General features: G+C 48.6%; 24 protein-coding genes. 10 read left to right on the forward strand and 14 right to left on the reverse strand.

The features are described from left to right. Positions 1 to 132: 132 nt before the first annotated feature. The 3 genes from K2G43_RS10935 to K2G43_RS10945 form a co-directional block, all read right to left on the reverse strand. Positions 133 to 897: a BT1926 family outer membrane beta-barrel protein gene (locus tag K2G43_RS10935; protein ID WP_297642401.1), complete on the reverse strand. Its 765-nt coding sequence runs from the start codon at positions 895 to 897 to the stop codon at positions 133 to 135. A gap of 36 nt (positions 898 to 933) precedes the next feature. Then, positions 934 to 2,676 (reverse strand): hypothetical protein, encoded by a 1,743-nt coding sequence (locus tag K2G43_RS10940; protein ID WP_300155087.1) that lies wholly within the window; start codon positions 2,674 to 2,676, stop codon positions 934 to 936. A gap of 297 nt (positions 2,677 to 2,973) precedes the next feature. Continuing rightward, on the reverse strand, positions 2,974 to 3,216 hold the full coding sequence (locus tag K2G43_RS10945) for an XRE family transcriptional regulator (protein WP_297645160.1): 243 nt from the start codon (positions 3,214 to 3,216) through the stop codon (positions 2,974 to 2,976). A 213-nt stretch (positions 3,217 to 3,429) separates the two neighbouring features. Between K2G43_RS10945 and K2G43_RS10950 the strand changes: the two genes are divergently transcribed. Continuing rightward, on the forward strand, positions 3,430 to 3,693 hold the full coding sequence (locus K2G43_RS10950) for a hypothetical protein (RefSeq protein WP_300155090.1): 264 nt from the start codon (positions 3,430 to 3,432) through the stop codon (positions 3,691 to 3,693). Between the two features lie 138 nt (positions 3,694 to 3,831). On the opposite strand, the gene K2G43_RS10955 is transcribed toward K2G43_RS10950, so the two are convergent. The 5 genes from K2G43_RS10955 to K2G43_RS10975 are packed head-to-tail and all read right to left on the reverse strand — an operon-like array spanning position 3,832 to position 7,268. Further along, positions 3,832 to 4,323, reverse strand: a complete 492-nt coding sequence (locus K2G43_RS10955; RefSeq protein WP_300155093.1) for a PDDEXK nuclease domain-containing protein — start codon at positions 4,321 to 4,323, stop codon at positions 3,832 to 3,834. Beyond that, positions 4,320 to 4,667, reverse strand: coding sequence for a DUF1016 N-terminal domain-containing protein (locus K2G43_RS10960; RefSeq protein WP_300155096.1), 348 nt, complete (start codon positions 4,665 to 4,667; stop codon positions 4,320 to 4,322). Before K2G43_RS10960 ends, K2G43_RS10955 begins: the two co-directional genes overlap by 4 nt. Before the next feature lie 5 nt (positions 4,668 to 4,672). Then, complete coding sequence (locus tag K2G43_RS10965) at positions 4,673 to 4,864, reverse strand: DNA-binding protein (protein ID WP_297645152.1); 192 nt, start codon at positions 4,862 to 4,864, stop codon at positions 4,673 to 4,675. A gap of 27 nt (positions 4,865 to 4,891) precedes the next feature. Further along, positions 4,892 to 6,265: an alpha/beta fold hydrolase gene (locus K2G43_RS10970; protein ID WP_297645150.1), complete on the reverse strand. Its 1,374-nt coding sequence runs from the start codon at positions 6,263 to 6,265 to the stop codon at positions 4,892 to 4,894. Between the two features lie 43 nt (positions 6,266 to 6,308). Next, positions 6,309 to 7,268: an SPFH domain-containing protein gene (locus K2G43_RS10975; protein ID WP_300155100.1), complete on the reverse strand. Its 960-nt coding sequence runs from the start codon at positions 7,266 to 7,268 to the stop codon at positions 6,309 to 6,311. A 153-nt stretch (positions 7,269 to 7,421) separates the two neighbouring features. Here K2G43_RS10975 and K2G43_RS10980 point away from each other — a divergent pair, with 153 nt between their 5' ends. After that, on the forward strand, positions 7,422 to 7,883 hold the full coding sequence (locus K2G43_RS10980) for a hypothetical protein (protein WP_300155103.1): 462 nt from the start codon (positions 7,422 to 7,424) through the stop codon (positions 7,881 to 7,883). Between the two features lie 11 nt (positions 7,884 to 7,894). Here K2G43_RS10980 and K2G43_RS10985 read toward each other — a convergent pair whose 3' ends face one another. From K2G43_RS10985 to mscL, 4 genes are all read right to left on the reverse strand, one after another. After that, positions 7,895 to 8,935: a CNNM domain-containing protein gene (locus tag K2G43_RS10985; RefSeq protein ID WP_300155106.1), complete on the reverse strand. Its 1,041-nt coding sequence runs from the start codon at positions 8,933 to 8,935 to the stop codon at positions 7,895 to 7,897. A gap of 30 nt (positions 8,936 to 8,965) precedes the next feature. Further along, positions 8,966 to 9,412 (reverse strand): hypothetical protein, encoded by a 447-nt coding sequence (locus K2G43_RS10990; protein WP_300155109.1) that lies wholly within the window; start codon positions 9,410 to 9,412, stop codon positions 8,966 to 8,968. Positions 9,413 to 9,639: 227 nt separating this feature from the next. Next, positions 9,640 to 10,053, reverse strand: coding sequence for a hypothetical protein (locus K2G43_RS10995; protein ID WP_300155112.1), 414 nt, complete (start codon positions 10,051 to 10,053; stop codon positions 9,640 to 9,642). Positions 10,054 to 10,194: 141 nt separating this feature from the next. Further along, entirely contained in the window at positions 10,195 to 10,635 is a 441-nt protein-coding gene (gene mscL, locus K2G43_RS11000) for a large-conductance mechanosensitive channel protein MscL (protein ID WP_300155115.1), read from the reverse strand. Positions 10,636 to 10,775: 140 nt separating this feature from the next. Here mscL and gap point away from each other — a divergent pair, with 140 nt between their 5' ends. From gap to K2G43_RS11030, 6 genes are all read left to right on the forward strand, one after another. After that, positions 10,776 to 11,786, forward strand: coding sequence for a type I glyceraldehyde-3-phosphate dehydrogenase (gene gap / locus K2G43_RS11005; RefSeq protein WP_300155118.1), 1,011 nt, complete (start codon positions 10,776 to 10,778; stop codon positions 11,784 to 11,786). A 137-nt stretch (positions 11,787 to 11,923) separates the two neighbouring features. Beyond that, a complete protein-coding gene (locus K2G43_RS11010) occupies positions 11,924 to 13,981 on the forward strand; it encodes a M3 family metallopeptidase (protein ID WP_297643208.1) in 2,058 nt (685 codons plus the stop codon). Beyond that, on the forward strand, positions 13,978 to 14,496 hold the full coding sequence (locus K2G43_RS11015; protein WP_300155123.1) for a DUF4847 family protein: 519 nt from the start codon (positions 13,978 to 13,980) through the stop codon (positions 14,494 to 14,496). Before K2G43_RS11010 ends, K2G43_RS11015 begins: the two co-directional genes overlap by 4 nt. A gap of 7 nt (positions 14,497 to 14,503) precedes the next feature. Then, a complete protein-coding gene (locus tag K2G43_RS11020; protein ID WP_297643204.1) occupies positions 14,504 to 14,944 on the forward strand; it encodes a dCMP deaminase family protein in 441 nt (146 codons plus the stop codon). 67 nt (positions 14,945 to 15,011) lie between these two features. Beyond that, positions 15,012 to 16,751: a S41 family peptidase gene (locus tag K2G43_RS11025; RefSeq protein ID WP_297643203.1), complete on the forward strand. Its 1,740-nt coding sequence runs from the start codon at positions 15,012 to 15,014 to the stop codon at positions 16,749 to 16,751. Continuing rightward, positions 16,666 to 17,199 carry a 5-formyltetrahydrofolate cyclo-ligase gene (locus K2G43_RS11030; RefSeq protein WP_300155127.1) on the forward strand — a complete coding sequence of 178 codons (534 nt, stop codon included), beginning with the start codon at positions 16,666 to 16,668 and terminating at the stop codon, positions 17,197 to 17,199. The genes K2G43_RS11025 and K2G43_RS11030 overlap by 86 nt, the downstream gene beginning before the upstream one ends. A gap of 184 nt (positions 17,200 to 17,383) precedes the next feature. Here the strand turns inward: K2G43_RS11030 and K2G43_RS11035 are convergent, their stop codons facing one another. Together K2G43_RS11035 and recF are read right to left on the reverse strand one after the other, a co-directional pair. Next, positions 17,384 to 17,674, reverse strand: coding sequence for a DUF721 domain-containing protein (locus K2G43_RS11035; RefSeq protein ID WP_297643199.1), 291 nt, complete (start codon positions 17,672 to 17,674; stop codon positions 17,384 to 17,386). After that, positions 17,671 to 18,783 carry a DNA replication and repair protein RecF gene (gene recF / locus K2G43_RS11040; RefSeq protein ID WP_297643197.1) on the reverse strand — a complete coding sequence of 371 codons (1,113 nt, stop codon included), beginning with the start codon at positions 18,781 to 18,783 and terminating at the stop codon, positions 17,671 to 17,673. Before recF ends, K2G43_RS11035 begins: the two co-directional genes overlap by 4 nt. A 160-nt stretch (positions 18,784 to 18,943) precedes the next feature. On the opposite strand from recF, the gene K2G43_RS11045 reads away from it, so the two are divergent. Both K2G43_RS11045 and ribH read left to right on the forward strand, forming a co-directional pair. After that, a complete protein-coding gene (locus K2G43_RS11045) occupies positions 18,944 to 19,627 on the forward strand; it encodes a tetratricopeptide repeat protein (RefSeq protein WP_297643196.1) in 684 nt (227 codons plus the stop codon). A 143-nt stretch (positions 19,628 to 19,770) separates the two neighbouring features. Then, a complete protein-coding gene (ribH, locus tag K2G43_RS11050) occupies positions 19,771 to 20,265 on the forward strand; it encodes a 6,7-dimethyl-8-ribityllumazine synthase (protein ID WP_297643194.1) in 495 nt (164 codons plus the stop codon). Positions 20,266 to 20,407 lie beyond the last annotated feature (142 nt).

Below are 20,407 nucleotides of genomic sequence, written 5' to 3' on the forward strand. Positions count from 1 at the left end.
TACCTGATGACAACCCGACAGCCGATTTGCAGTCACATCAGAGAAATCATGAAGCCCAAAGAAAAAGAGGGGGTTGTGTCAAGATTGACACAACCCCCTTCTTCTATTTACCCTAAGCTCAGTTTTTCTTTATCAGAACTTGAAGCCGACCTTGAGAGTGGGTGCAGCCAGCAAACTGAAGTTATGGCTGTCGGCATCCAGGTTGCTCAGTCCTTCCTGAGGCTTATACGTAGTCATGTTGTACGTATAAGAGAAAGGATCGATTTGGGCGCCTACATACAAACCGGGGAGCAGGAAGTAATCCACACCCATCGTGATGGAGCCACGGAGGTTCCAGCTTTCGCCGACGGATTTTCCCATCGATTCGTATTCGTCATACTTCATCTGGTTCTGGGCGTATGCCATGCCTACACGCAAGCCCGTGTACCACATCAAGTTGGGAACGTTCTTCATCTTAAAATACCGATCGACACCTGCAAAGACATTGTATGAGAAGGTCTGTGCATCGGCCACCGCGCGATAACCCGGGATTTCTCCCATGTTGTCTTCTGCGGAAGCGTTTTCGTCCATCGTGCCGGGAACAGCCGAATAACCGGGGTTATTCGTGAAGTTCAAACCGCCACCCAAGTTAAGTTTCCACAAGTCGTTGAAGAACCAGCCTGCCTCGAAGCCAACCATCAGTTTCTTGTCTGACCAGTTGGTGGAGAGCGCTGCCACTTCATAGTTTGCCAGTGTGCCCGGAAGGGCCGTGACGCTTGCGTAGCTATTGTATCCTACAGTTGCAGCAAGGGTGAAATCACCTTTCTTGGGGGTGAAGTCCTTTTTGCACTCCTGCGCATCGACTGAAAGACACATCATGGGCATAACGGCTAACAGTAAAAGTCTTGTTATCTTCATGTTACTTTCTTGTTTTTATGCCGTTAATAGTAAGGATTATTCTGCCGGAGTTGATTCGATTAAAGCTTGAATCTGAGACATATAGTCTTTGTATTGTGCCTCATAAATAGCCACATCAGACTCAGCCTTAGCAAGTTTTTCTTGCTCCTGCTTGATAGCCTCTTCTTTAGTAGCTACATTATCCAATTCAGCGATAAATCCTTGATATCTAGATATGTTTTGCTTACAATTACTAATTAAACCTTCATAATCTGCGTAGCTATTAGCAATATTATTCAAGGAGTTTGCCAAAGTCCATTGCTTTTCAACTGCTCTATTTGCATTTTCTTTTGCCAACGCAGCATCTATATTCAATGCTTCAAAAGCCTTTTTGTAAGTATCAACATATTCGGTATATGCTTTTGCGGCATCACCTGTTGCAAAAGCTTCAGCTTCATCAATCTTTGCCAACTCCTTATTCAAGTTTTCGACATGTTCCTTGGCGTTCTTCAGATTTTCATCTGCACTTTCTTTGTTTTCATTAGCAGTATTCAAAGCATTTTCCTCATTGATAGTCACATTCGCCAAGTCTTGCTTTTTTGCCTGCAAAGTCCAATACGCATTATTCTTATCTTCTGATGTCTTAGCCTCATCGTATGCTTTCTGAGCATCTGCTACTGCTTTCACAGCATTCTTATATTCATCTGTAGCTTGTTTGTCCGTCAGTGCCTTTTGAGCTTCTGCTACTGCCAAAGCAGTCACCTTAACCTGATTTTCAGCATAAGACAACCATCCTTCTTCAGTATTCTTAAGTTCTCCAGCACAATTTTCTTTTGCTTGAGCAATAGCCTCTGTGTTAAGTTCATAATTAACAACTGGTACATAGAAGTTCTCTATCCCTACAGTCTTATCTTCGTATGTATATTCAACGCTATGATTATGCGGGTTGTTATCACCATCATCGAATATATCTACCACTTTATAATATTGCCAATATTCACCGCCTGCTTTCTGCGCAAATTCATATTGCCCTTGCAAATCAACTTTATCAAAGTAAACCTGTTGCGCTTCTTCATATGCAACATTCTTTTCTCTTGATATCTTATCTAAAGCTAACCAAGTCGCATGAGCTTCATCATAAGCCTTTTTAGCTTCTTCCTTAGTCTTAACCGTAGCTTCATACTTAGAATATTCAGCGATCAATGCTTCTTGTCGAGCAATATAACCTTCATATCTTTTCGTTTCATTTGCTACATATTCCTCGACTATGACCAGCTCGGCATTCAACCTTGCAATCTGCGTAGTAGCACTCAACTTAGCACCTCTTGCATCTTGTAATAGTTGCAATACATTATCCGCTTTTACCACTAAGTCCTGAATTCTCTGTTTTTCAGCAGCATCCACCTTATCCAAAGCGGCAATCAAATTTGCTTTTGCTGTTTCCAATGCAGCTTTTGCAGCTTGCAGTTGAGCCTCAGCCTTAATTTTGGCTGCCTCTATTTCTATATCCAAAGTAGCTTGCGCTTTTTGTAGAGCTAATTTAGCTTGTTCATTTTCAAGCTCCTTAGCAGCAGTCAGGGCTGCTTGATAAGCAGCTTCAGCTTCAGCAATAAGTTTTTCAGTATTTGCCTGAATCAGCGCAGCTTCAGCCTGTGCTTTGTCCAATTCTGCAGCAGCCTTCAGCTGTTCTGCTTTCGCATTACGCACATTCGTTACCGATGCGGATTCGTTGTCGTCCACACATGCTCCCAGAGACAACGCTCCCAGAAACACTGCTACCATCATGAGTTTCTTTTTCATAATTGTAAAGAATAAATAAATTAGTAATTAAAAAATTTTCCCATATATTCAAGATGATTTCCAGACGTGTATTTGGTGTATCAACTTGAATTTGTGCAAAGGTAGGTGAATAGAGTCACAAAAGTTCTATAAAGATATAGCACAACATTCTACATAGATGTAGCAAGAAATAAGACAACGATAGGATTTGTGATTTATAAATATTATAAGAGAAGGAAGATGGGGAGAAGCATCCGACATTTCGGGTGACAGCACTCCAAATGCCGGATGAGTCTGATTGGGTAAAACAAGGATACATCACGCTTCGCGAGCCTGCAACCCCTCCTCCAGATGGTCGGAGATGTCTTTCAGGAAATTGCGATTGAGAATGTGGGAGATGCGGATGAGCAGGGTGATGTCGATGTTGTCGCGTGCAAAAATATCGTAAACATTGGTGCGATGGCAAGAGAGCTTGTTCGCAAACCACGTGACGGAGCGTTCTTGCCGCTCCAGTTCTTCCTTAATAAGTCGGCCAATGGATTCCATAATAGATTTATGCATGTGTTTATAAACAAAGACGTGGGTTTCCACATCCGCTTATCCCAAGGTTAGGCCTTCGCATTGCCTGTCTACAGAGATAAGCAACGCAGCTGGCCCACGCCGTACGGATTATGCAGAACACGCCCCTTCCGGGCACGTGTTTGATAAACACATACATAGTGTGCGCTTTCGTTGCCGCTATCTTCCTGTAGACCAAAGTTGCGAAGTTTAACCTTGAAAGATAAAGCACGTAAAAACGCCCTTAAAAATACGCCCCTCCCGCTTGCCCCAACGGGCCAGCTGAAAGGCATCGGCAAAGGTACGATGCAGAAAACAAACTGCAAAGTTTTTTTCGTTTTTTATTTTGAGTTCTTCCACGCTTCATTCACGGGAGTGGAAGGAGTTAAACAGAACGAATCCCGCCTTGCGATGTCACATCGGAAAGCGAGAAACTTTTTCTTATTCCTTTCGGGAAAATGGTTACGTAATTATGACTAACTAATTCATTTAAATTCTGACGATGCAAAGATAGGGCATCGGCAGGCACGGCGCAATACCTAAAAATGGGTATAATGAGGGAGGGGCAATCACTAAAATCAGGTAGTGAAAAGCAAATCAATCCGTATGATTCAACGTTTAGTCCATTTTTTCTGCCGCCTCTTTGGTCTTTTGGCTAATCTCAGCTATCGTTCTTTCCACAACTTCCTGCAAATGGTAGGAAGCCACCCCGACAGGACGGTCAATGCCCCGGAACGACCACTCTACCGTGGTCTTGTCATGCGATTTACAAATCAACAATCCGACGGACGGATGGTCATCCGCCTGCTTCAGCAATTCATCAGCAGCAGAGACATAAAAATTCAATTTACCCACAAACTCCGGAATGAAGTCCACAACTTTCAACTCTACCACCACATAGCACTTCATGCGGATGTGATAAAATATCAAATCCGGGAAATAAGACTTGCCATTGGGCATCCGCAACTCCATCTGACGACCCACAAATGCAAAGCCTCTTCCAAGTTCCAGCAGAAAGCGGGTAATATTATTCACCAACGCCTCTTCCAATTCATGTTCATTGTAACCTGCCGTCATCGTAAGGAAATTGAAATCATACGGGTCTTTCAATATACTCCGGGCAAGGTCGCCCTGCGGAACAGATAGTTTTGAAGGAATGCATACCACCTACGCATAAAATACATATTATCAATAGACAATCCTTTCACACCGGGAAATGCAGCCCGAAGGTCAAGACTCAGTTGCCTGACCACTCCCGTTCCCCAAACCTGTTCGGCTTTCTTCTCTACAAGATCGCGCCCAACGCTCCAGTAAAATTCAAGCATGGCGGTGTTGACTTGAACTGCCGCCTTGATTTGGCTACCCTGAAGCCGTTGTTTGATTTCTGATAACCATTCCACATAGTTTTTGTCGGAAATCATTCTATCGCTATATACAAATGCCGGTTTATCCATACTCGTTATTCCTTCTGATTATCCGCACCAATATATTTCTTCATCCGCCCACTCTTCCGCAGCGCCTCGGCTATAATCCACTGGAGCTGCCCGTTGGTGCTGCGGAACTCGTCGGCCGCCCACTTCTCGATGGCCGCCATCGTGGCGGCATCCACGCGGAGGACAAAACTTTTGGTTGTATTCTCTTTCTTAGCCACTTGTGTCTAGTGATTAAGGGTTAGTAATTAATGGTCGGCAAGACTGCGCACGCCGTGCAGGAAGGCAGCGATGTCATCCAGCACGTATGCGGGAACGGCGGAAGCGCGGTTGTACTCGAACGGAGTGGACTTGCCGGTGCCCTCCTGCAACAGGTGGTTCAGCTTGGGATAGGACTTGAAGCAGGCGTTCTTGCTACGCCACAAGCCGAAACGCCAACAGGCGAAATCCTCCATCGTCACCTGATAGTCGCGCTCGCCTTGCAGCACACAGATGGGCAGGCTCAGGCGGGCGGCAACCTGCACCGGCTTGTAGGCATTGGCAGCCTCCCAGTAGGAACGGGGCAGGTTCAGGGGCAGAGGCACCTGCTCGTCGAACGACGGCGTGCCCAGCAGCTTCACGTTCGCCACCTGCCGTTTCAGCTCGGCAAGCTGCTCCTCGGCAGCGGAAGCATCGCCCGCCAGAGAAGCGAGATAAGCCACCTGCTCCACCAGTGCGTCTTCCATCGGGCGTGCCATGCCTGCCAGCAGCAGAATGCCTGCCAGATGGTCCGACCGCTCGGCGATGCGGGGCGCCAATGTTCCGCCCAGACTATGTCCCAGCACATAGATGCTGTCAGCAGCCACTTCGGGCAGGCTCCGTGCAAGCGCCACTGCCGTCAGGGCATCGTCCACCGCCTCCGTGTCGTAGTCGAGCACACGGCCTTCGGGGACGCAGGCGGCTCCATACACCTTCGTCCGCTTGTCGTAGCGGATGACAGCTATGCCACGCTCCGCCAATCCGTGGGCAAGGTCGCGAAAGGGTTTGTTGGGGCCTAATGTCTCGTCGCGGTCGTTCGGACCGGAGCCATGCACCAGCACCACACAAGGCACTTTGCGTGCGCCGGCGGCCACCGCCGCACGAGGCAGGGTCAGCGTGCCCGGCAGCTTGAAGCCGTCGGCACCCAGCGTCAATTCCCTTTCCGGGAGCTTCACGGCATCAGCATCGGCAGACGGGACAGGAGAAACCGCCTCCGGAGCGGGTGCCGGAACCAGCCGAAGCGTATTCAGGCTGCCGTCCGCATCGAAAGCCAACAGGAGACGAAGGCGGTAGCGCTCGAACTCCAACTCACAGTGGTGCACCGTCATGCCTGTCGCGCACTCCGTCTGCCAGCCACCTTGCGACTTCAGCTTGCCAAAGGTCTGTTCTGTCTGCCTAAAGGTGTCGTCGAACACAGCAGGCGTCAACTTGGCACGCAACTTCGGACTGAATGCCGCATGGATACTATCCCCTTTGCCGGCTACAAACCATTCATAAATGCGCTGCTCTCGTGCCCGGTCGGCACCTTGCGCCTGGCACGCACCCGTCCCTGCCAGGCAAAGCAGCAGGAAAAGACAAAGAGGCAAAAAAACATTCCGTTTCATATTGCTTTAGTTTTAGGAGATGAGTTGACGGGTTGTCAACTCATCAATGATTAAGCGTTCCTGTATTCACTACCGGCTGTGCCGCCTCGTCGGCGCAGAGCACTACCAGCAGGTTGCTGACCATGGCTGCCTTCTTCTCCTCATCCAGTTCCACGATTTCCTCTTCAGAGAGCTTTTGCAGCGCCATCTTCACCATGGAGACCGCTCCCTCCACAATCTTCTCGCGAGCGGTGATGATGGCGGATGCCTGCTGGCGACGCAGCATCACGGCGGCAATCTCGGGCGCGTATGCCAGGTAGTTGATGCGTGCCTCCACCACTTCCATGCCCGCCATCGCCAGGCGTTCGTTCAGCTTCTGCTCCAGCTGCTCGTTGATTTCCTCGCCGCCGGAGCGGAGGGTCAGTTCATGGATGTCGGCCTCGTTGTCATCGTAGGCATATTGTCCCGCCACTTGGCGCAGGGCGGCGTCGCTCTGTATCTTCACGAAGTTCTCGAAGGCGTTCATGCGGTTTGCCACGGCATTGCCGATGCTTATTTGATTGGCATTCGTCCCCGTTGTAGCGGAGGATGCCATGGTTTGCGAGTCAATCTCAAACATCGCCTTATAGGTGTCTTTCAGTTTCCACACCAGCACCAGGCCAATCAGGATGGGGTTGCCTATCTTGTCGTTTACCTTGATGGGCTCCACGTCCAGGTTGCGTGCACGGAGCGAGAGTTTCTTCTTGTCCAGGAAAGGGTTCACCCAGAAGAAGCCTGTCTCCTTGAACGTGCCTTTGTATTTTCCGAAGAAGACCATCGCCCGCGCCTCGTTGGGCTCCAACTGCATATATCCCGCCAACAGGACAAACCAAACAAGACACAAAAACGCGGAAAGCAGCCATAAGGCCACCCAATCTGTTGTAAACCCAAAGAACATCACCGCCGGCAACACCACCAGATGAATAAACAAGGCCATAAAGCCATTCATCTTAAAACCATTGAAAATACACTCTTTTGCTTCCATATTCCTATTCATTAAGTTAGTATCATTTTGATATCACAAATGTAGCGATATAATTTGATAAGAGACAAATAAGGAAAGAAGAAAAAGGAAGGAGATTAACGATTATTAAGAGGGAGCTGTCCGGAAGTTCAAAGCCCCTCAAATGAAAAAGCCATGCCGGCAAACCCTTCCAAACAGACAAATGTAAAGATATTTTTCGAGCTTTTTCTGCAACCGGCACGTTCCGGTGAAAAAACAGCTTTTCCGCGCTTCTCCGCCGTTCTCCCGGCCTGCTCCCTATCCGCCCCCTACCAGGACCTATTCGGCTTCGGACGTTCTTCGGACAAACTCCACTCCCTAGGACCGAAGAATGTCCGAAGAACGTCCGAAGAAACACCGAAGAAACTACGAAGCGGAAAAGGACCGGATAAGACGCAAACCGGAAGAGCTGATGCAGACGGAACTTTCAGAGAGGAAACATCGCATGTAAATAATTATGATTCGACGGAAGTCATCAAAAGAGACGCCAAGGTCATGAAAAGCCTGCGTACGCCCACCTTTCGGACACAGAATGACGCGGACGGCACGGATGAATCAAGACGAAAACTCCGCGTTATCCGCGTCATCTGCATCTGACAGAAAATTCATCAACCGGTTTTCCTTCTTTGAGACAACGATTTTGATTTTTCTTCTGCCAGCATCTGCATATCGACAACGATGTCTTCTTCATCAACAATCTCCACTCCTGTCATTGTCTCAATGATATCCTCCATCGTGATAATGCCCCGCATGCAGTCAAACTCATCTGTCACGACAGAAATATGTTCACGTTTCTCCAACATCTTTTCCCAGATATTATACACGGAATCTTCTTCCCGGAAAAACAAGATGGGGCGTGAGATATCAGAGAGTTTACCATCAGGCCTATCTTCCGAGAGCTCCTCCAGCACCATATCTTTCAGAATATACCCCGTAATGTATTCCTTGCACACCTCGTATATCGGTATGCGGGAGAACTTCCATTCTTGTATGTCGTAAAACTCCTTGAAAGTCAGTTTCCGGTTGACGGCTTCCACCACAATCGACGGTGTCATTATCTCCTTTGCCTTTACGCTCGACAAGCGTATGCAGCTTTTAATGATTTTGCTTTCCGACTCTTTGAACACACCCTCTTCCCTACCCATATCGACCATAGCCGACACCTCTTCGCGACTAACAGACACTTGCCGGTGCCTTTTGGGGGTAAACAGACGGGTGATCAGCTCAGAGAGCAGCACCAACGGATAGGTCACCACAATCATCATACGTATCACTTTTGTGGACAACATGGCGAGCGAGCGCCAGTAGGTGGCTCCGATTGTTTTAGGAATGATTTCTGAAAGAACCAATATCAAAAGCGTCAGAACCGCCGATATGACACCAAAATACTGCTCACCGAACACCCGGATCGACTCTGCGCCTACACCGGCAGACCCGATGGTGTGGGCAATTGTATTCAACGACAAGATAGCGCCGACCGGACGATCTATATTACCCTTATACTTCTTCATCAGAGAGGCAGTGGCATTCCCTTGCTTCTCCTTCATGGAGATATACGACATAGGGGTGGAAAGCAAAACGGCCTCCAGCACCGAGCATACAAAAGAGAGCGACAACGCCCCTAAAAAATAGATTATTATCAATGCCATTGTTTTTGTTTTATGCGGAATTGTTTTGATTTAGCCAACAAGTTTCGCTATTTCATCCACCGTATATTCGACAGTAGAAGAAATAGGTTCGTAGTTGTAAGGAACATACTCGAAAAGGGTTACAAAGGCTTTCCGGCTCTGCTTGTTATAATATATCTCCATCCTCATCCCTTCGCCCCTGTTTTCTTCAGACAGCTCAATATTTCCCATGCGATGCTCCAAGGCGTGCAGTATCTTGTCTTTACTGTTCTGATGGAAAAACACCTCTTTCTTGCAATAGCGCTCCTTGGTTTTTGAATCTTGCCAGCCGCTTTTTAGAACCGCCAGCAACAGAGCGCCAACCACAAGCGTAAAAAAGCCAAAAATGCTTACCGATACAGCGGTTGGCAGTGCAACCAAAACGATTCCCAGAACAAGTAATGCGGATGAAATTGCCACGTCCGCCATAGTACGGACTTTTATAAATTCTTTATTCATAATTATTTAAAATCAGTTTTTTTTGAGTAATACAATGTCATGACAGACACCTCGGGCTTGCCATCATAGAGACTCGGGAATCATCGCCCCATACACAAGCCGTCAAAGGGCAGCAAACCTGCCAAAGCAGGCATGAGCATGCTCCCATTCAGCCTTTATGAAGAGCCGAAATGTCAGAAAGAGAATAGATTTATAAGAGAGAAAAAAATCCCTATGAATAAAGAATGCTAAATCAACAACTTGCGAAGACGTATAAAGCCGTGACTTTCGGACAGCTTCACGGGACAGCATACATCGTGGTTATTGTGAAAATGGCGGATTACAGCCAAGTCCATGACCTTTCCGCCTTTCAAGAATGCGACCGGATTGTACCGATACATCAAGCGCATGCAACGATTCAACACACGTACATGTCCCGAATGGATACGGTCGCAATGTGCAAACATGATGGAACGAACGGGAATATCGGCCACGACGTCACCCTGTATAGACGAATGGCAATCGTGCTCCGACAACACTCCCCTTTCACACTGCTCCACGCAATCGGCACCGGCACAGTCCGATGCACCATCGACCAGTCCGGCCGCACACACGACCCAACCGACCACAAACAGCATGAATATAATAATCTTCGTTTTCATCTCTGCAAAGACAACAGATTATCTCTGATTTTTCTTTTTACATTAAGCATTATTAAGAATATTAACGCGGTTTTTCAGCCCCGGCGACACGGCCGTCCATGCGTATATAGCCACAATCATCGGGGCCGGAAAAATTCCCAATCACTTCTTTTCCTTCAAGAGATCGCGGATTTCGGTCAGCAACACCTCTTCCTTGCTCGGTGCGGGAGGAGCAGGAGGAGCGGCTGGGGCTTCTTCTTTCTTCTTCTTTTCAGTCAGCTTGCTCAGCAGCCTGACAAACAAGAAAATAGAAAAGGCGATAATCAGGAAATCAAAAGTAGCTTGCAAAAAATTGCCGTAATTCAGTGTCACGGCTGCCACCTCCTTGCCATTAACTACCGCAGCAGGTTTCATCACCCATTTCAAATCGGTAAAATTCACACCGCCCACCAGCAAACCGATGGGAGGCATAATCACATCCGCCACTATCGAAGAAACGATTTTTCCAAACGCGCCGCCGATGATTACACCGACAGCCATGTCTATCACATTGCCTTTCATGGCAAAAGCCTTAAAATCTTGTAAAAAAGTACTTTTTCCCATCTTTTCAATTATTTAATTACGATTTTGGCTACGAATATAAAAACATTTTCTTACTTTTGCAGCGCATTTCAAGAAGAAATGCAATTATTAGACGAAAGTTTATTTTTAAACATTATAAAACCCTTAAAAGTTTAAACAAAATGATTAAAGTAGGTATTAATGGATTCGGACGTATCGGACGTTTCGTATTCCGCGCAGCTCAAACAAGAAACGATATCCAAATCGTAGGTATCAACGACCTTTGCCCGGTAGATTACTTGGCTTACATGCTGAAGTATGATACTATGCACGGCCAATTCGACGGCACAATCGAAGCTGACGTTGAAAACAGCAAGCTGATTGTAAACGGCAAGGAAATCCGTGTAACAGCTGAAAGAAACCCTGCTGACCTGAAATGGGATGCTGTAGGTGCTGAATATGTAGTAGAATCTACAGGTTTGTTCCTGACTAAAGAAAAAGCTCAGGCTCACCTTGAAGCCGGCGCTAAATACGTTGTAATGTCTGCTCCTTCCAAAGATGACACTCCGATGTTCGTTTGCGGTGTTAACGAAAAGACATACGTTAAGGGTACTCAATTCGTATCTAACGCTTCTTGTACAACTAACTGCTTGGCTCCTATCGCTAAGGTATTGAACGACAAATGGGGTATCACTGACGGTTTGATGACTACCGTTCACTCTACAACTGCTACTCAGAAGACAGTTGACGGTCCTTCTTTGAAAGACTGGAGAGGTGGTCGTGCTGCTTCTGGCAACATCATTCCTTCTTCTACCGGTGCTGCTAAGGCTGTAGGTAAAGTTATCCCCGAACTGAACGGCAAACTGACAGGTATGTCAATGCGTGTTCCGACTTTGGACGTTTCTGTAGTTGACTTGACTGTAAACTTGGCTAAGCCCGCTACTTACGCTGAAATCTGCGCTGCCATGAAGGAAGCTGCTGAAGGCGAATTGAAGGGTGTTCTGGGTTACACTGAAGATGCAGTTGTTTCTTCTGACTTCTTGGGTGACACTCGCACTTCTATCTTCGACGCTAAGGCCGGTATCGCTTTGACTGATACTTTCGTTAAGGTTGTATCTTGGTATGACAACGAAATCGGTTATTCTAACAAGGTTCTTGACCTGATTGCTCACATGGCATCAGTTAACTGCTAATATACAGTTAGAAAATAATAAAAAATAGGCGGCTTCTATAGAAGTCGCCTATTTTTTTTGCATTTTTGCAAATAATTCATTTCTAAAGTCTTTTGAGGATGAACAAAATCGTACGAACACTAATATTGCTTTGCCTTATGAACAACCTATCGGCTCAGAATCCCTTTTTCGAAAAATATGCCACTCCACACGGAACCGTACCGTTTGACAAGATAAAAAGCGAAGACTACAGCCCCGCCTTCCACGAAGGAATCCGCCGACAGCATGCGGAAATAGACGCTCTTATCAATAACCCGGAAGCGCCCACCTTTGCCAACACCATCCTGGCATACGAACGGTCCGGAGAAATGCTTCAGCGCGTCAGCACCGTATTCGGGAACCTGCTCAGCGCGGAAACCGACGACGACCTGCAAAAGCTGGCCCAAGAAATCATGCCGCTACTGAGCGAGCACGCCAACAACATCAACCTGAACGAAAAGTTGTTTGCACGTGTCAAAGCTGTGTATGAGCAATCCGATAAAGAGTCGCTGAACCCGGAACAACACAAACTGCTGGAGGAGATATACAACGGTTTTGTGCGCAATGGAGCCAACTTAGAGGGAGAAGCCAAAGAGGAATACCGTGCCCTATGCAAAGAACTCAGCCTGCTGACACTGCGATTCAACGACAACAACCTGAAGGAGACAAACGCCTACCGGCTCGTCATTACCGACCCGTCGCAACTGGCAGGCCTGCCGGAAAGCGCCATCGAAGCCGCCGCCGAGACCGCCAAAGAGCAAGAAGCAACGGGATGGGTATTCACCCTGCACGCCCCTAGCTACAGCCCGTTCATGACATACGCCGACAACCGCGACTTGCGCCGCAAGCTCTACATGGCATACAACACGAAGTGCACCCACGACAACGACTGCAACAACCTGGAAATTGTGAAGAAGCTGGTCAACACCCGCATGGCAATTGCCCGGATACTGGGATATGACAACTATGCCGAATATGCCTTGCAGGAGCGCATGGCACAAACAAGCGACGCCGTTTACAAACTGCTGAACCAATTGCTGGATGCCTACACGCCCACCGCCCGACAGGAGTATGCGGAGGTGCAGGCATTGGCACGCCGGACAGAAGGAGAAGATTTCGTGGTGATGCCGTGGGATTGGAGCTACTACTCACACAAACTGAAAGACAGCAAATTCAACATCGACGACGAGATGCTGCGCCCCTACTTCGAACTGAGCCGGGTGAAGGAGGGAGTCTTCGGACTCGCCACCCGCCTCTATGGCATCACGTTCAAGAAGAATGCTGACATCCCCGTTTACCACAAGGACGTGGACGCTTACGAAGTGTTCGACAAGGACGGAAAATTCCTCGCCGTGTTCTATACCGACTTCCATCCCCGCGCGGGCAAACGCGCCGGAGCCTGGATGACCGAATACAAAGGGCAATGGATAGACCCGGAAACCGGCGAAGACAGCCGCCCGCACGTATCCATCGTGATGAACTTCACCAAGCCGACACAGGACAAACCCGCCCTGCTGACGTTCGACGAAGTGGAAACGTTCTTGCATGAATTCGGGCACAGCCTGCACGGCATGTTCGCCAACTCCACCTACGAAAGCCTGAGCGGCACGAATGTCTATTGGGACTTCGTGGAGCTTCCCTCACAAATCATGGAGAACTTCGCCATCGAAAAAGAGTTCCTGCACACCTTTGCCCGCCACTACCAGACAGGAGAGCTGATTCCCGACGAACTGATACAGCGCATCGTGGACTCCTCCAACTTCAACGCGGCATACGCCTGCCTGCGCCAAGTAAGCTTCGGCCTGCTCGACATGGCCTGGTACACACGCAACACAGCGTTCGAAGGCGATGTCAGGGCATACGAAAAGAAAGCATGGGAAAAAGCGCAGATACTCCCCTCTGTTGAGGGAACCTGCATGAGCACGCAATTCTCGCACATCTTCTCCGGAGGATATGCCGCCGGATATTACAGCTACAAATGGGCGGAAGTGCTGGATGCGGATGCCTTCTCGCTCTTCAAACAAAAAGGTATCTTCAATCCGGAAGTGGCCAACTCCTTCCGCGAGAACATCCTGTCAAAAGGTGGAACGGAACATCCGATGACCCTCTACAAACGCTTCCGCGGACAGGAGCCTACCATCGATGCATTATTAATCAGAAACGGAATAAAAAAATGAACTGCTTGATAAGACAGACATACCGCCTGCTGCTCGTGCTCTCGCTGCTGCCCTTGCTAAGCGGTTGCAACAACGAGGATGATGTCGCTGCTATTTTCACAGGAAAAACGTGGAAACTCAGCCGCCTGACCGACAAAGGAAACGGTGCCCCGTTTTATTCGGGTATATGGAACAATAACAGGGATATGGAGGAGAGCCTGAACAAGCTAAACCATGAGACCTCCTACTTCACCCTTGAGTTTGAGGGAGAGGAGCTGGATGGAGAACTGATGGGAGCCAAAGTATCCGGTAAAGGTGTCGGCGCCACCATAAGCGGCACCTGGGATGCCGACGGCAAATCGAAAGCGCTCACCTTCAACCTGAAAGTTTCCGGAACAGAAAACGACGCTTTGGGCAAAGCATTTATCAAAGGACTGCAAAACGTCTATAAATATGAAGGGGACATACACTCGTTGACGCTCTATTTCAAGGACGGAGGAGCCACCCGTGTAATAGGTCTCACCCCTAATAAATAAAAAAATCATGGAAGATTCAGCAAAAGACAAACAAGAAGCGTTGGACAAACGTTATATACGCATGGCAAACATCTGGGCGGAAAACTCCTATTGCCAGAGACGCAAAGTAGGCGCACTGATTGTAAAGGACAAGATGATTATCTCCGACGGCTACAACGGCACCCCGTCCGGCTTTGAGAACGTATGCGAAGACGAGAATAATATCACCAAACCCTACGTACTGCACGCCGAAGCCAACGCCATCACCAAGATAGCCCGTTCGAACAACAGCAGCGACGGTGCCACCATGTATGTCACGGCCTCTCCCTGCATCGAATGTTCCAAGCTGATTATCCAGGCGGGCATCAAGCGGGTGGTCTATTCGGAGAAATACCGACTGGAAGACGGCGTGGAACTGCTGAAACGTGCCGGCATCGAAATAATCTACCTTCCAATAGACAATGAATAAGGCAAAATGAACAAACGAACGCGCCACCAACTTGTAAACAATAAACAGTAAATAGTAAATAAATATCATGAGTACAAAAGGCACCTCCCGTTTTATGCCGCTTATCATAGCGATTAGCGTAGTGGTGGGAATTCTTATCGGAACGTTTTATACGAGGCACTTTGCCGGAAACAAACTGGGCATCATCAACGGCTCGTCCAACAAACTGAACGCGTTGTTGCGCGTGATTGACGACCAATACGTCGATACGGTCAACATGACCGGCCTGGTGGAAAAGGCCATGCCACAGATATTGGCAGAACTGGATCCCCACTCCACCTACATCCCGGCGCAAAGGCTGGAAGAGGTCAACTCCGAACTGGAGGGTAGCTTCAGCGGCATCGGCATCCAGTTCACCATTCAGGAAGACACGATACACGTAAACAGCGTGATTCAGGGCGGTCCTTCCGAAAAAGTGGGCCTGATGGCGGGCGACCGCATCGTAACGGTCAACGACAGCCTGTTTGTAGGCAAAGGGCTGACAAACGAAAAAGCGATGCGCAACCTGAAAGGGCCGAAGGGCACACAAGTGAAGTTAGGCGTCAAGCGCATCACGGAGAAAGAGCTGCTCGACTTCACCATCACACGCGGCGACATCCCGCAGAACACCATCGACGCAGCTTATATGCTGGACGACGACTTCGGCTATATACAAATCAGCAAATTCGGACGCACCACTCACGTGGAACTGCTGAATGCCATCGCGCAACTGAGCCACGAGAAATGCAAAGGACTGATTATCGACTTGCGCGACAACACCGGAGGCTACATGGAAGCGGCCATCCGCATGGTCAACGAATTCCTGACAGAAGGAAAACTGATTGTATATACCCAGGGACGCAAATATCCGCGTATGGAAGATTATGCCAACGGCACCGGCAGCTGCCAGAAGACACCGTTGGTGGTACTGGTGAACGAAGGCTCCGCCTCCGCCAGTGAGATTTTCGCAGGCGCCATCCAGGACAACGACCGCGGCACCATCGTAGGACGCCGCTCCTTCGGCAAGGGACTGGTGCAACAGCCCATCGACTTCAGCGACGGTTCCGCCATCCGCCTGACCATCGCCCGATACTACACGCCGTCGGGACGCTGCATACAGCGCCCGTATGAGAACGGCAAGGACAGCAAATATGAAATGGACTGGATTACCCGCTACGAACATGGCGAGTTCTTCTCGAAAGACAGCATCAAGATGGACGAGAAACTGCGCTACTCCACCGGTCTCGGAAGAACCGTATATGGCGGCGGCGGCATCATGCCCGATGTATTTGTGCCGCAAGACACCACCGGCGTATCTTCCTACCTGATGGAAGTCAGCAACAAAGGCCTGATACTGCAATTCAGCTTCCAATATACCGACCACAACCGGGCGAGACTAAGTAGCTGCGAAAATGAAGAGGAGCTGTTGAAGTATCTCCGCCATCAGGGTATCGTGGACCAGTTTATACGCTTTGCCGACTCCAAAGGCATCAAGAGACGCAACCTGCTTATCAACAAGTCGCACAAACTGCTGGAAAGAAGCCTCTACGGAAATATCATCTATAACATACTGGGACGGGAACCCTACATCCGCTACATCAATCAGAGCGACCCCACCGTAAAGAAGGCACAGGAAATCTTGAAACGCGGTGAAGCATTTCCCAAAGCCCCGGAAGAAACGCCCGACATAAAGGAACCGAAAAATGAAGGAAAAGAAAAAAGAACTGCGCAAGCAGGTAGCTTTGTTGAAGACCCGACACAGCTCTTCCGCTACGCGACAGTCTGCTGAAATTGTTGCCGCCCTCGAAGCACACCCGGCTTTCAGGGCGGCAAACACGATATTACTGTACCACTCGCTCAAAGACGAGGTGAATACGCATACATTCATCCGGAAGTGGAGCCGCGAAAAGCGGATATTGCTGCCCGTAGTTGTAGGAGATGACCTGGAACTGCGGCTATACACCGGACCGGAAGACCTGGCCATCGGCGCATACAGCATCGAAGAGCCTACCGGCGCACGCTTTACCGACTACGCCGCCATCGACCTGGTAATTGTTCCGGGCGTGGCATTCGACCGCAACGGCAATCGCCTGGGACGCGGAAAGGGTTACTACGACCGGCTGCTGCCCCGCATTCCATCAGCCTACAAAATAGGCATCTGTTTCCCGTTTCAAGTAGTGGAGGAGGTGCCGGCAGAGCCTTTCGACATCCGCATGGATGAAATCATCACGCAATGAAAAAGATTCAAGAAATAGAGGAATGAAGGTGGTGAAATCCACCCATTATTGGCTGGTTTGACAGACACTTGCTGCTGTCGTCCTAAAGACCAGTGTCTGACGCGACAAACACAAGTGTCTGAGACGTCAGAAGCAAGTGTCTGTCAAACCGACTATTTACTACTGACAATCAGCACATTATTTTTTATCGAAAAATGATATTCGTAATGACCTGCGCCCCCACGTGGCGATTCAGGTTGCGCACCAGCAACTCCCTTCCCATCATCAATTCCTGGCGAAGGGCGGCGGAAGTCAGGTGCACATAAAGCACCTGGTTCTTGATATAAAGTTCACGGGTATAGGAAGCAATCGTAGGACCCAACACATCCGCCCACGAATTGATAAGCCGGCGTTCGTTCAACGGCGATTCCAGACTCTCCTGCCGGAGGTAATGGCGGATAAGCTCCCCTATCTGTTCGGCATTGTTACGCTTCATGCTTCCTCCTCTTTCATTTCAGACACCACGCCTTGTACCACACGAAACATCTTATAGTCACTGCCCACCTTGTGCAGAATGCGGTCCAGATGCTCGCGGTTGGTATCGGTGATGAATATCTGTCCGAAGCTGTCGCCCGCCACCAGTTTGATGATTTGCTCCACACGCGAGGCATCCAGCTTATCGAAAATATCGTCCAGCAACAGCAACGGGACGGTGGTTCCGGTACGCTTCAGAAAATCGAACTGAGCCAGCTTCAAGGCCACCAGATAAGTCTTGTTCTGTCCCTGAGAGCCCTCGCGCTTGATGGGGAAGTCGCCCAACAGCATATTCAGTTCATCCTTATGCACTCCGCGCAATGAATAGCCCATAATGCGGTCGCGCACCCGGCTCTCCTTCAGCACTTCCAGCAAAGAAGCGTTGCGGGCATGCGAGTCGTAGGACAACCCCACCTGTTCCTTGTCTTGCGAAATAAACGAATAGAAAGATTGGAAAATGGGAATAAACTCCCGGATAAAGGCTTCCCGCTTGCGGAACACCACCTCGCCCGCCTGCGCCATCATCTCCTCCCAGACCAGAAAAAGCTCCTCCTCCACCGGCTGCTCGCTCTTCAGCAGCGTGTTCCGCTGCACCAGCGCCTTGTTGTAGCGTATCAGCGCATCCAGATACTCCTTATCATATTGCGAAATCACCACGTCCATGAACCGCCGACGCTCGTCGCTGCCGCCTGCAATCAATTCCGAATCGGCGGGCGACACCATGACCAAAGGCAGAAAACCGATATGGTCCGACAGGCGCGAGTACTCCTTCTTATTGCGCTTGAACTGCTTCTTCTGACGCCGCTTCATGCCGCAATATATCTCTTCGGGAGTCCCGTCGCTTGCCTCATAAAAGCCCTGAATCACAAAGAAGTCGGCCTCATGGCGGATGTTTTGAGAGTCGATGGGATTACCCGCACTCTTGCAGAAAGACAAAAAATAGACAGCATCCAGCAGGTTGGTTTTCCCCATGCCGTTCTGTCCGAAAAGACAATTCAATTTGGGCGAGAAAGACAGCTCCACTTGCTCCAAATTCTTATAATTAAGTATGGATATACGTTTTAATACCATTATGCTAACGATAAGTTCGATTGCAAAAGTAGAAAGAATTTCGTGGTTTTTCCGTACAAAATAAAAAAAGATGCCGCTAAATTTCGCTGATAGCCATAAAAAACTTACTTTTGCGGGTCGAAATAGCGATAAAAGAATAATAACAAAAAGAATATATAAAATGGCAGAACAAAAAAAGACGAACGAGGCCTTGAACGTGGAAGACGCACTGACACAATCGGAGGCATTTTTCATTCAGAACAAAAAAGCAATCATCGGCGCAGTAGTAGCAATCATTGTCATCGTGGCCGGTGTAGTGATGTACAAGAACCTTTATGCAGACCCTCGTGAAGAGAAAGCGCAAGCAGCCTTGTTCAAAGGTCAAGAATACTTCGAAGCAGATGCCTACGCAGAAGCCCTGAACGGCGACAGCATCGGTTTCGCTGGATTTGCAAAGATTGCCAACGAATATAGCGGCACCAAAGCCGGCAACCTCGCCAAAGCATACATGGGTATCTGCTATGCTCACCTCGGCAAGTATGAAGAGGCAGTAAAAGCACTGGACAGCTTCGACGGTGACGACCAGATGGTGGCTCCCGCCATGATTGGCGCCATGGGCAACTGCTATGCACAACTCGGCCAGATGGACAAAGCCGCTTCCTTGCTGCTGAAAGCCGCCAACGAAGCCGACAACAACTCACTCAGCCCCATCTACCTGCTACAAGCCGGAGAAATCCTGGTGAAGCAAGGCAAATATGACGATGCCATCAAAGCATACACCACCATCAAGGACAAATACTTCCGCTCTTATCAGGCTATGGACATCGACAAATACATCGAACAGGCCAAATTGCTGAAGAAATAATATACCTTATTATATATAATCGCAGGCACGGATTACACGGAAACACGGAAAGAAATAACACAACCGTGTGATTCGCGTAATCCGTGCCTCTTTTTTCTCCTTCCCCCTTTTTTAAATTTCTAATTTTTTAATCTCAACTCATCATGGCAACAGCTTATCATAATCTTTCGGACTATGACTTCAATTCCGTACCCAATGCAGAAAAGATGAAATTCGGCATCGTTGTATCCGAATGGAACTACAATATCACCGGTTCCCTCCTGAAAGGCGCGGTAGAGACCTTAAAAAAACACGGAGCCAAAGACGAGAACATCTTGGTGAAGACCGTACCCGGCAGCTTTGAATTGATTTTCGGCGCCAATCAACTGATTGAATACAGCGATGTGGATGCCGTCATTGCCATCGGCTGCGTAGTAAGAGGCGACACCCCACATTTTGACTATGTTTGCATGGGAGCCACCCAAGGAATCACCCAACTGAACGCAACTGGCGATATACCAGTGATTTACGGGCTGATAACCACCAATACAATGGAGCAAGCCGAAGATCGTGCCGGCGGCAAATTGGGCAATAAAGGTGATGAATGTGCAATTACTGCAATAAAAATGATAGATTTCGCTTGGAGTTTACAAAAATAGTTGTACCTTTGCATCGCAATTGAGAAACAAACCTACTCAATGAGAGATTTGAAGTAGTTCTCGAAAGCAAAAGGGCAAATACCAGAGTGGCCAAATGGGGCAGACTGTAAATCTGCTGGCTTACGCCTTCGGTGGTTCGAAT

This window comes from Bacteroides sp. (assembly GCF_029057325.1).
Classification (GTDB): Bacteria; Bacteroidota; Bacteroidia; order Bacteroidales; family Bacteroidaceae; genus Bacteroides.

Bases quoted from the DNA above. Each gene is read 5' to 3' on its own strand.
- mscL (WP_300155115.1), bottom strand. From the start codon at position 10,635: ATGGGAAAAAGTACTTTTTTACAAGATTTTAAGGCTTTTGCCATGAAA.
- K2G43_RS10995 (WP_300155112.1), bottom strand. From the start codon at position 10,053: ATGAAAACGAAGATTATTATATTCATGCTGTTTGTGGTCGGTTGGGTC.
- K2G43_RS10935 (WP_297642401.1), bottom strand. From the start codon at position 897: ATGAAGATAACAAGACTTTTACTGTTAGCCGTTATGCCCATGATGTGT.
- K2G43_RS10985 (WP_300155106.1), bottom strand. From the start codon at position 8,935: ATGGCATTGATAATAATCTATTTTTTAGGGGCGTTGTCGCTCTCTTTT.
- K2G43_RS11020 (WP_297643204.1), top strand. From the start codon at position 14,504: ATGGAAGATTCAGCAAAAGACAAACAAGAAGCGTTGGACAAACGTTAT.
- K2G43_RS11025 (WP_297643203.1), top strand. From the start codon at position 15,012: ATGAGTACAAAAGGCACCTCCCGTTTTATGCCGCTTATCATAGCGATT.
- gap (WP_300155118.1), top strand. From the start codon at position 10,776: ATGATTAAAGTAGGTATTAATGGATTCGGACGTATCGGACGTTTCGTA.
- K2G43_RS10940 (WP_300155087.1), bottom strand. From the start codon at position 2,676: ATGAAAAAGAAACTCATGATGGTAGCAGTGTTTCTGGGAGCGTTGTCT.
- recF (WP_297643197.1), bottom strand. From the start codon at position 18,783: ATGGTATTAAAACGTATATCCATACTTAATTATAAGAATTTGGAGCAA.
- K2G43_RS10980 (WP_300155103.1), top strand. From the start codon at position 7,422: ATGCCGGCAAACCCTTCCAAACAGACAAATGTAAAGATATTTTTCGAG.
- K2G43_RS11035 (WP_297643199.1), bottom strand. From the start codon at position 17,674: ATGAAGCGTAACAATGCCGAACAGATAGGGGAGCTTATCCGCCATTAC.
- K2G43_RS10990 (WP_300155109.1), bottom strand. From the start codon at position 9,412: ATGAATAAAGAATTTATAAAAGTCCGTACTATGGCGGACGTGGCAATT.
- K2G43_RS11045 (WP_297643196.1), top strand. From the start codon at position 18,944: ATGGCAGAACAAAAAAAGACGAACGAGGCCTTGAACGTGGAAGACGCA.
- K2G43_RS10945 (WP_297645160.1), bottom strand. From the start codon at position 3,216: ATGCATAAATCTATTATGGAATCCATTGGCCGACTTATTAAGGAAGAA.
- K2G43_RS11010 (WP_297643208.1), top strand. From the start codon at position 11,924: ATGAACAACCTATCGGCTCAGAATCCCTTTTTCGAAAAATATGCCACT.
- K2G43_RS11015 (WP_300155123.1), top strand. From the start codon at position 13,978: ATGAACTGCTTGATAAGACAGACATACCGCCTGCTGCTCGTGCTCTCG.
- K2G43_RS11030 (WP_300155127.1), top strand. From the start codon at position 16,666: ATGAAGGAAAAGAAAAAAGAACTGCGCAAGCAGGTAGCTTTGTTGAAG.
- K2G43_RS10960 (WP_300155096.1), bottom strand. From the start codon at position 4,667: ATGGATAAACCGGCATTTGTATATAGCGATAGAATGATTTCCGACAAA.
- K2G43_RS10975 (WP_300155100.1), bottom strand. From the start codon at position 7,268: ATGGAAGCAAAAGAGTGTATTTTCAATGGTTTTAAGATGAATGGCTTT.
- ribH (WP_297643194.1), top strand. From the start codon at position 19,771: ATGGCAACAGCTTATCATAATCTTTCGGACTATGACTTCAATTCCGTA.
- K2G43_RS10970 (WP_297645150.1), bottom strand. From the start codon at position 6,265: ATGAAACGGAATGTTTTTTTGCCTCTTTGTCTTTTCCTGCTGCTTTGC.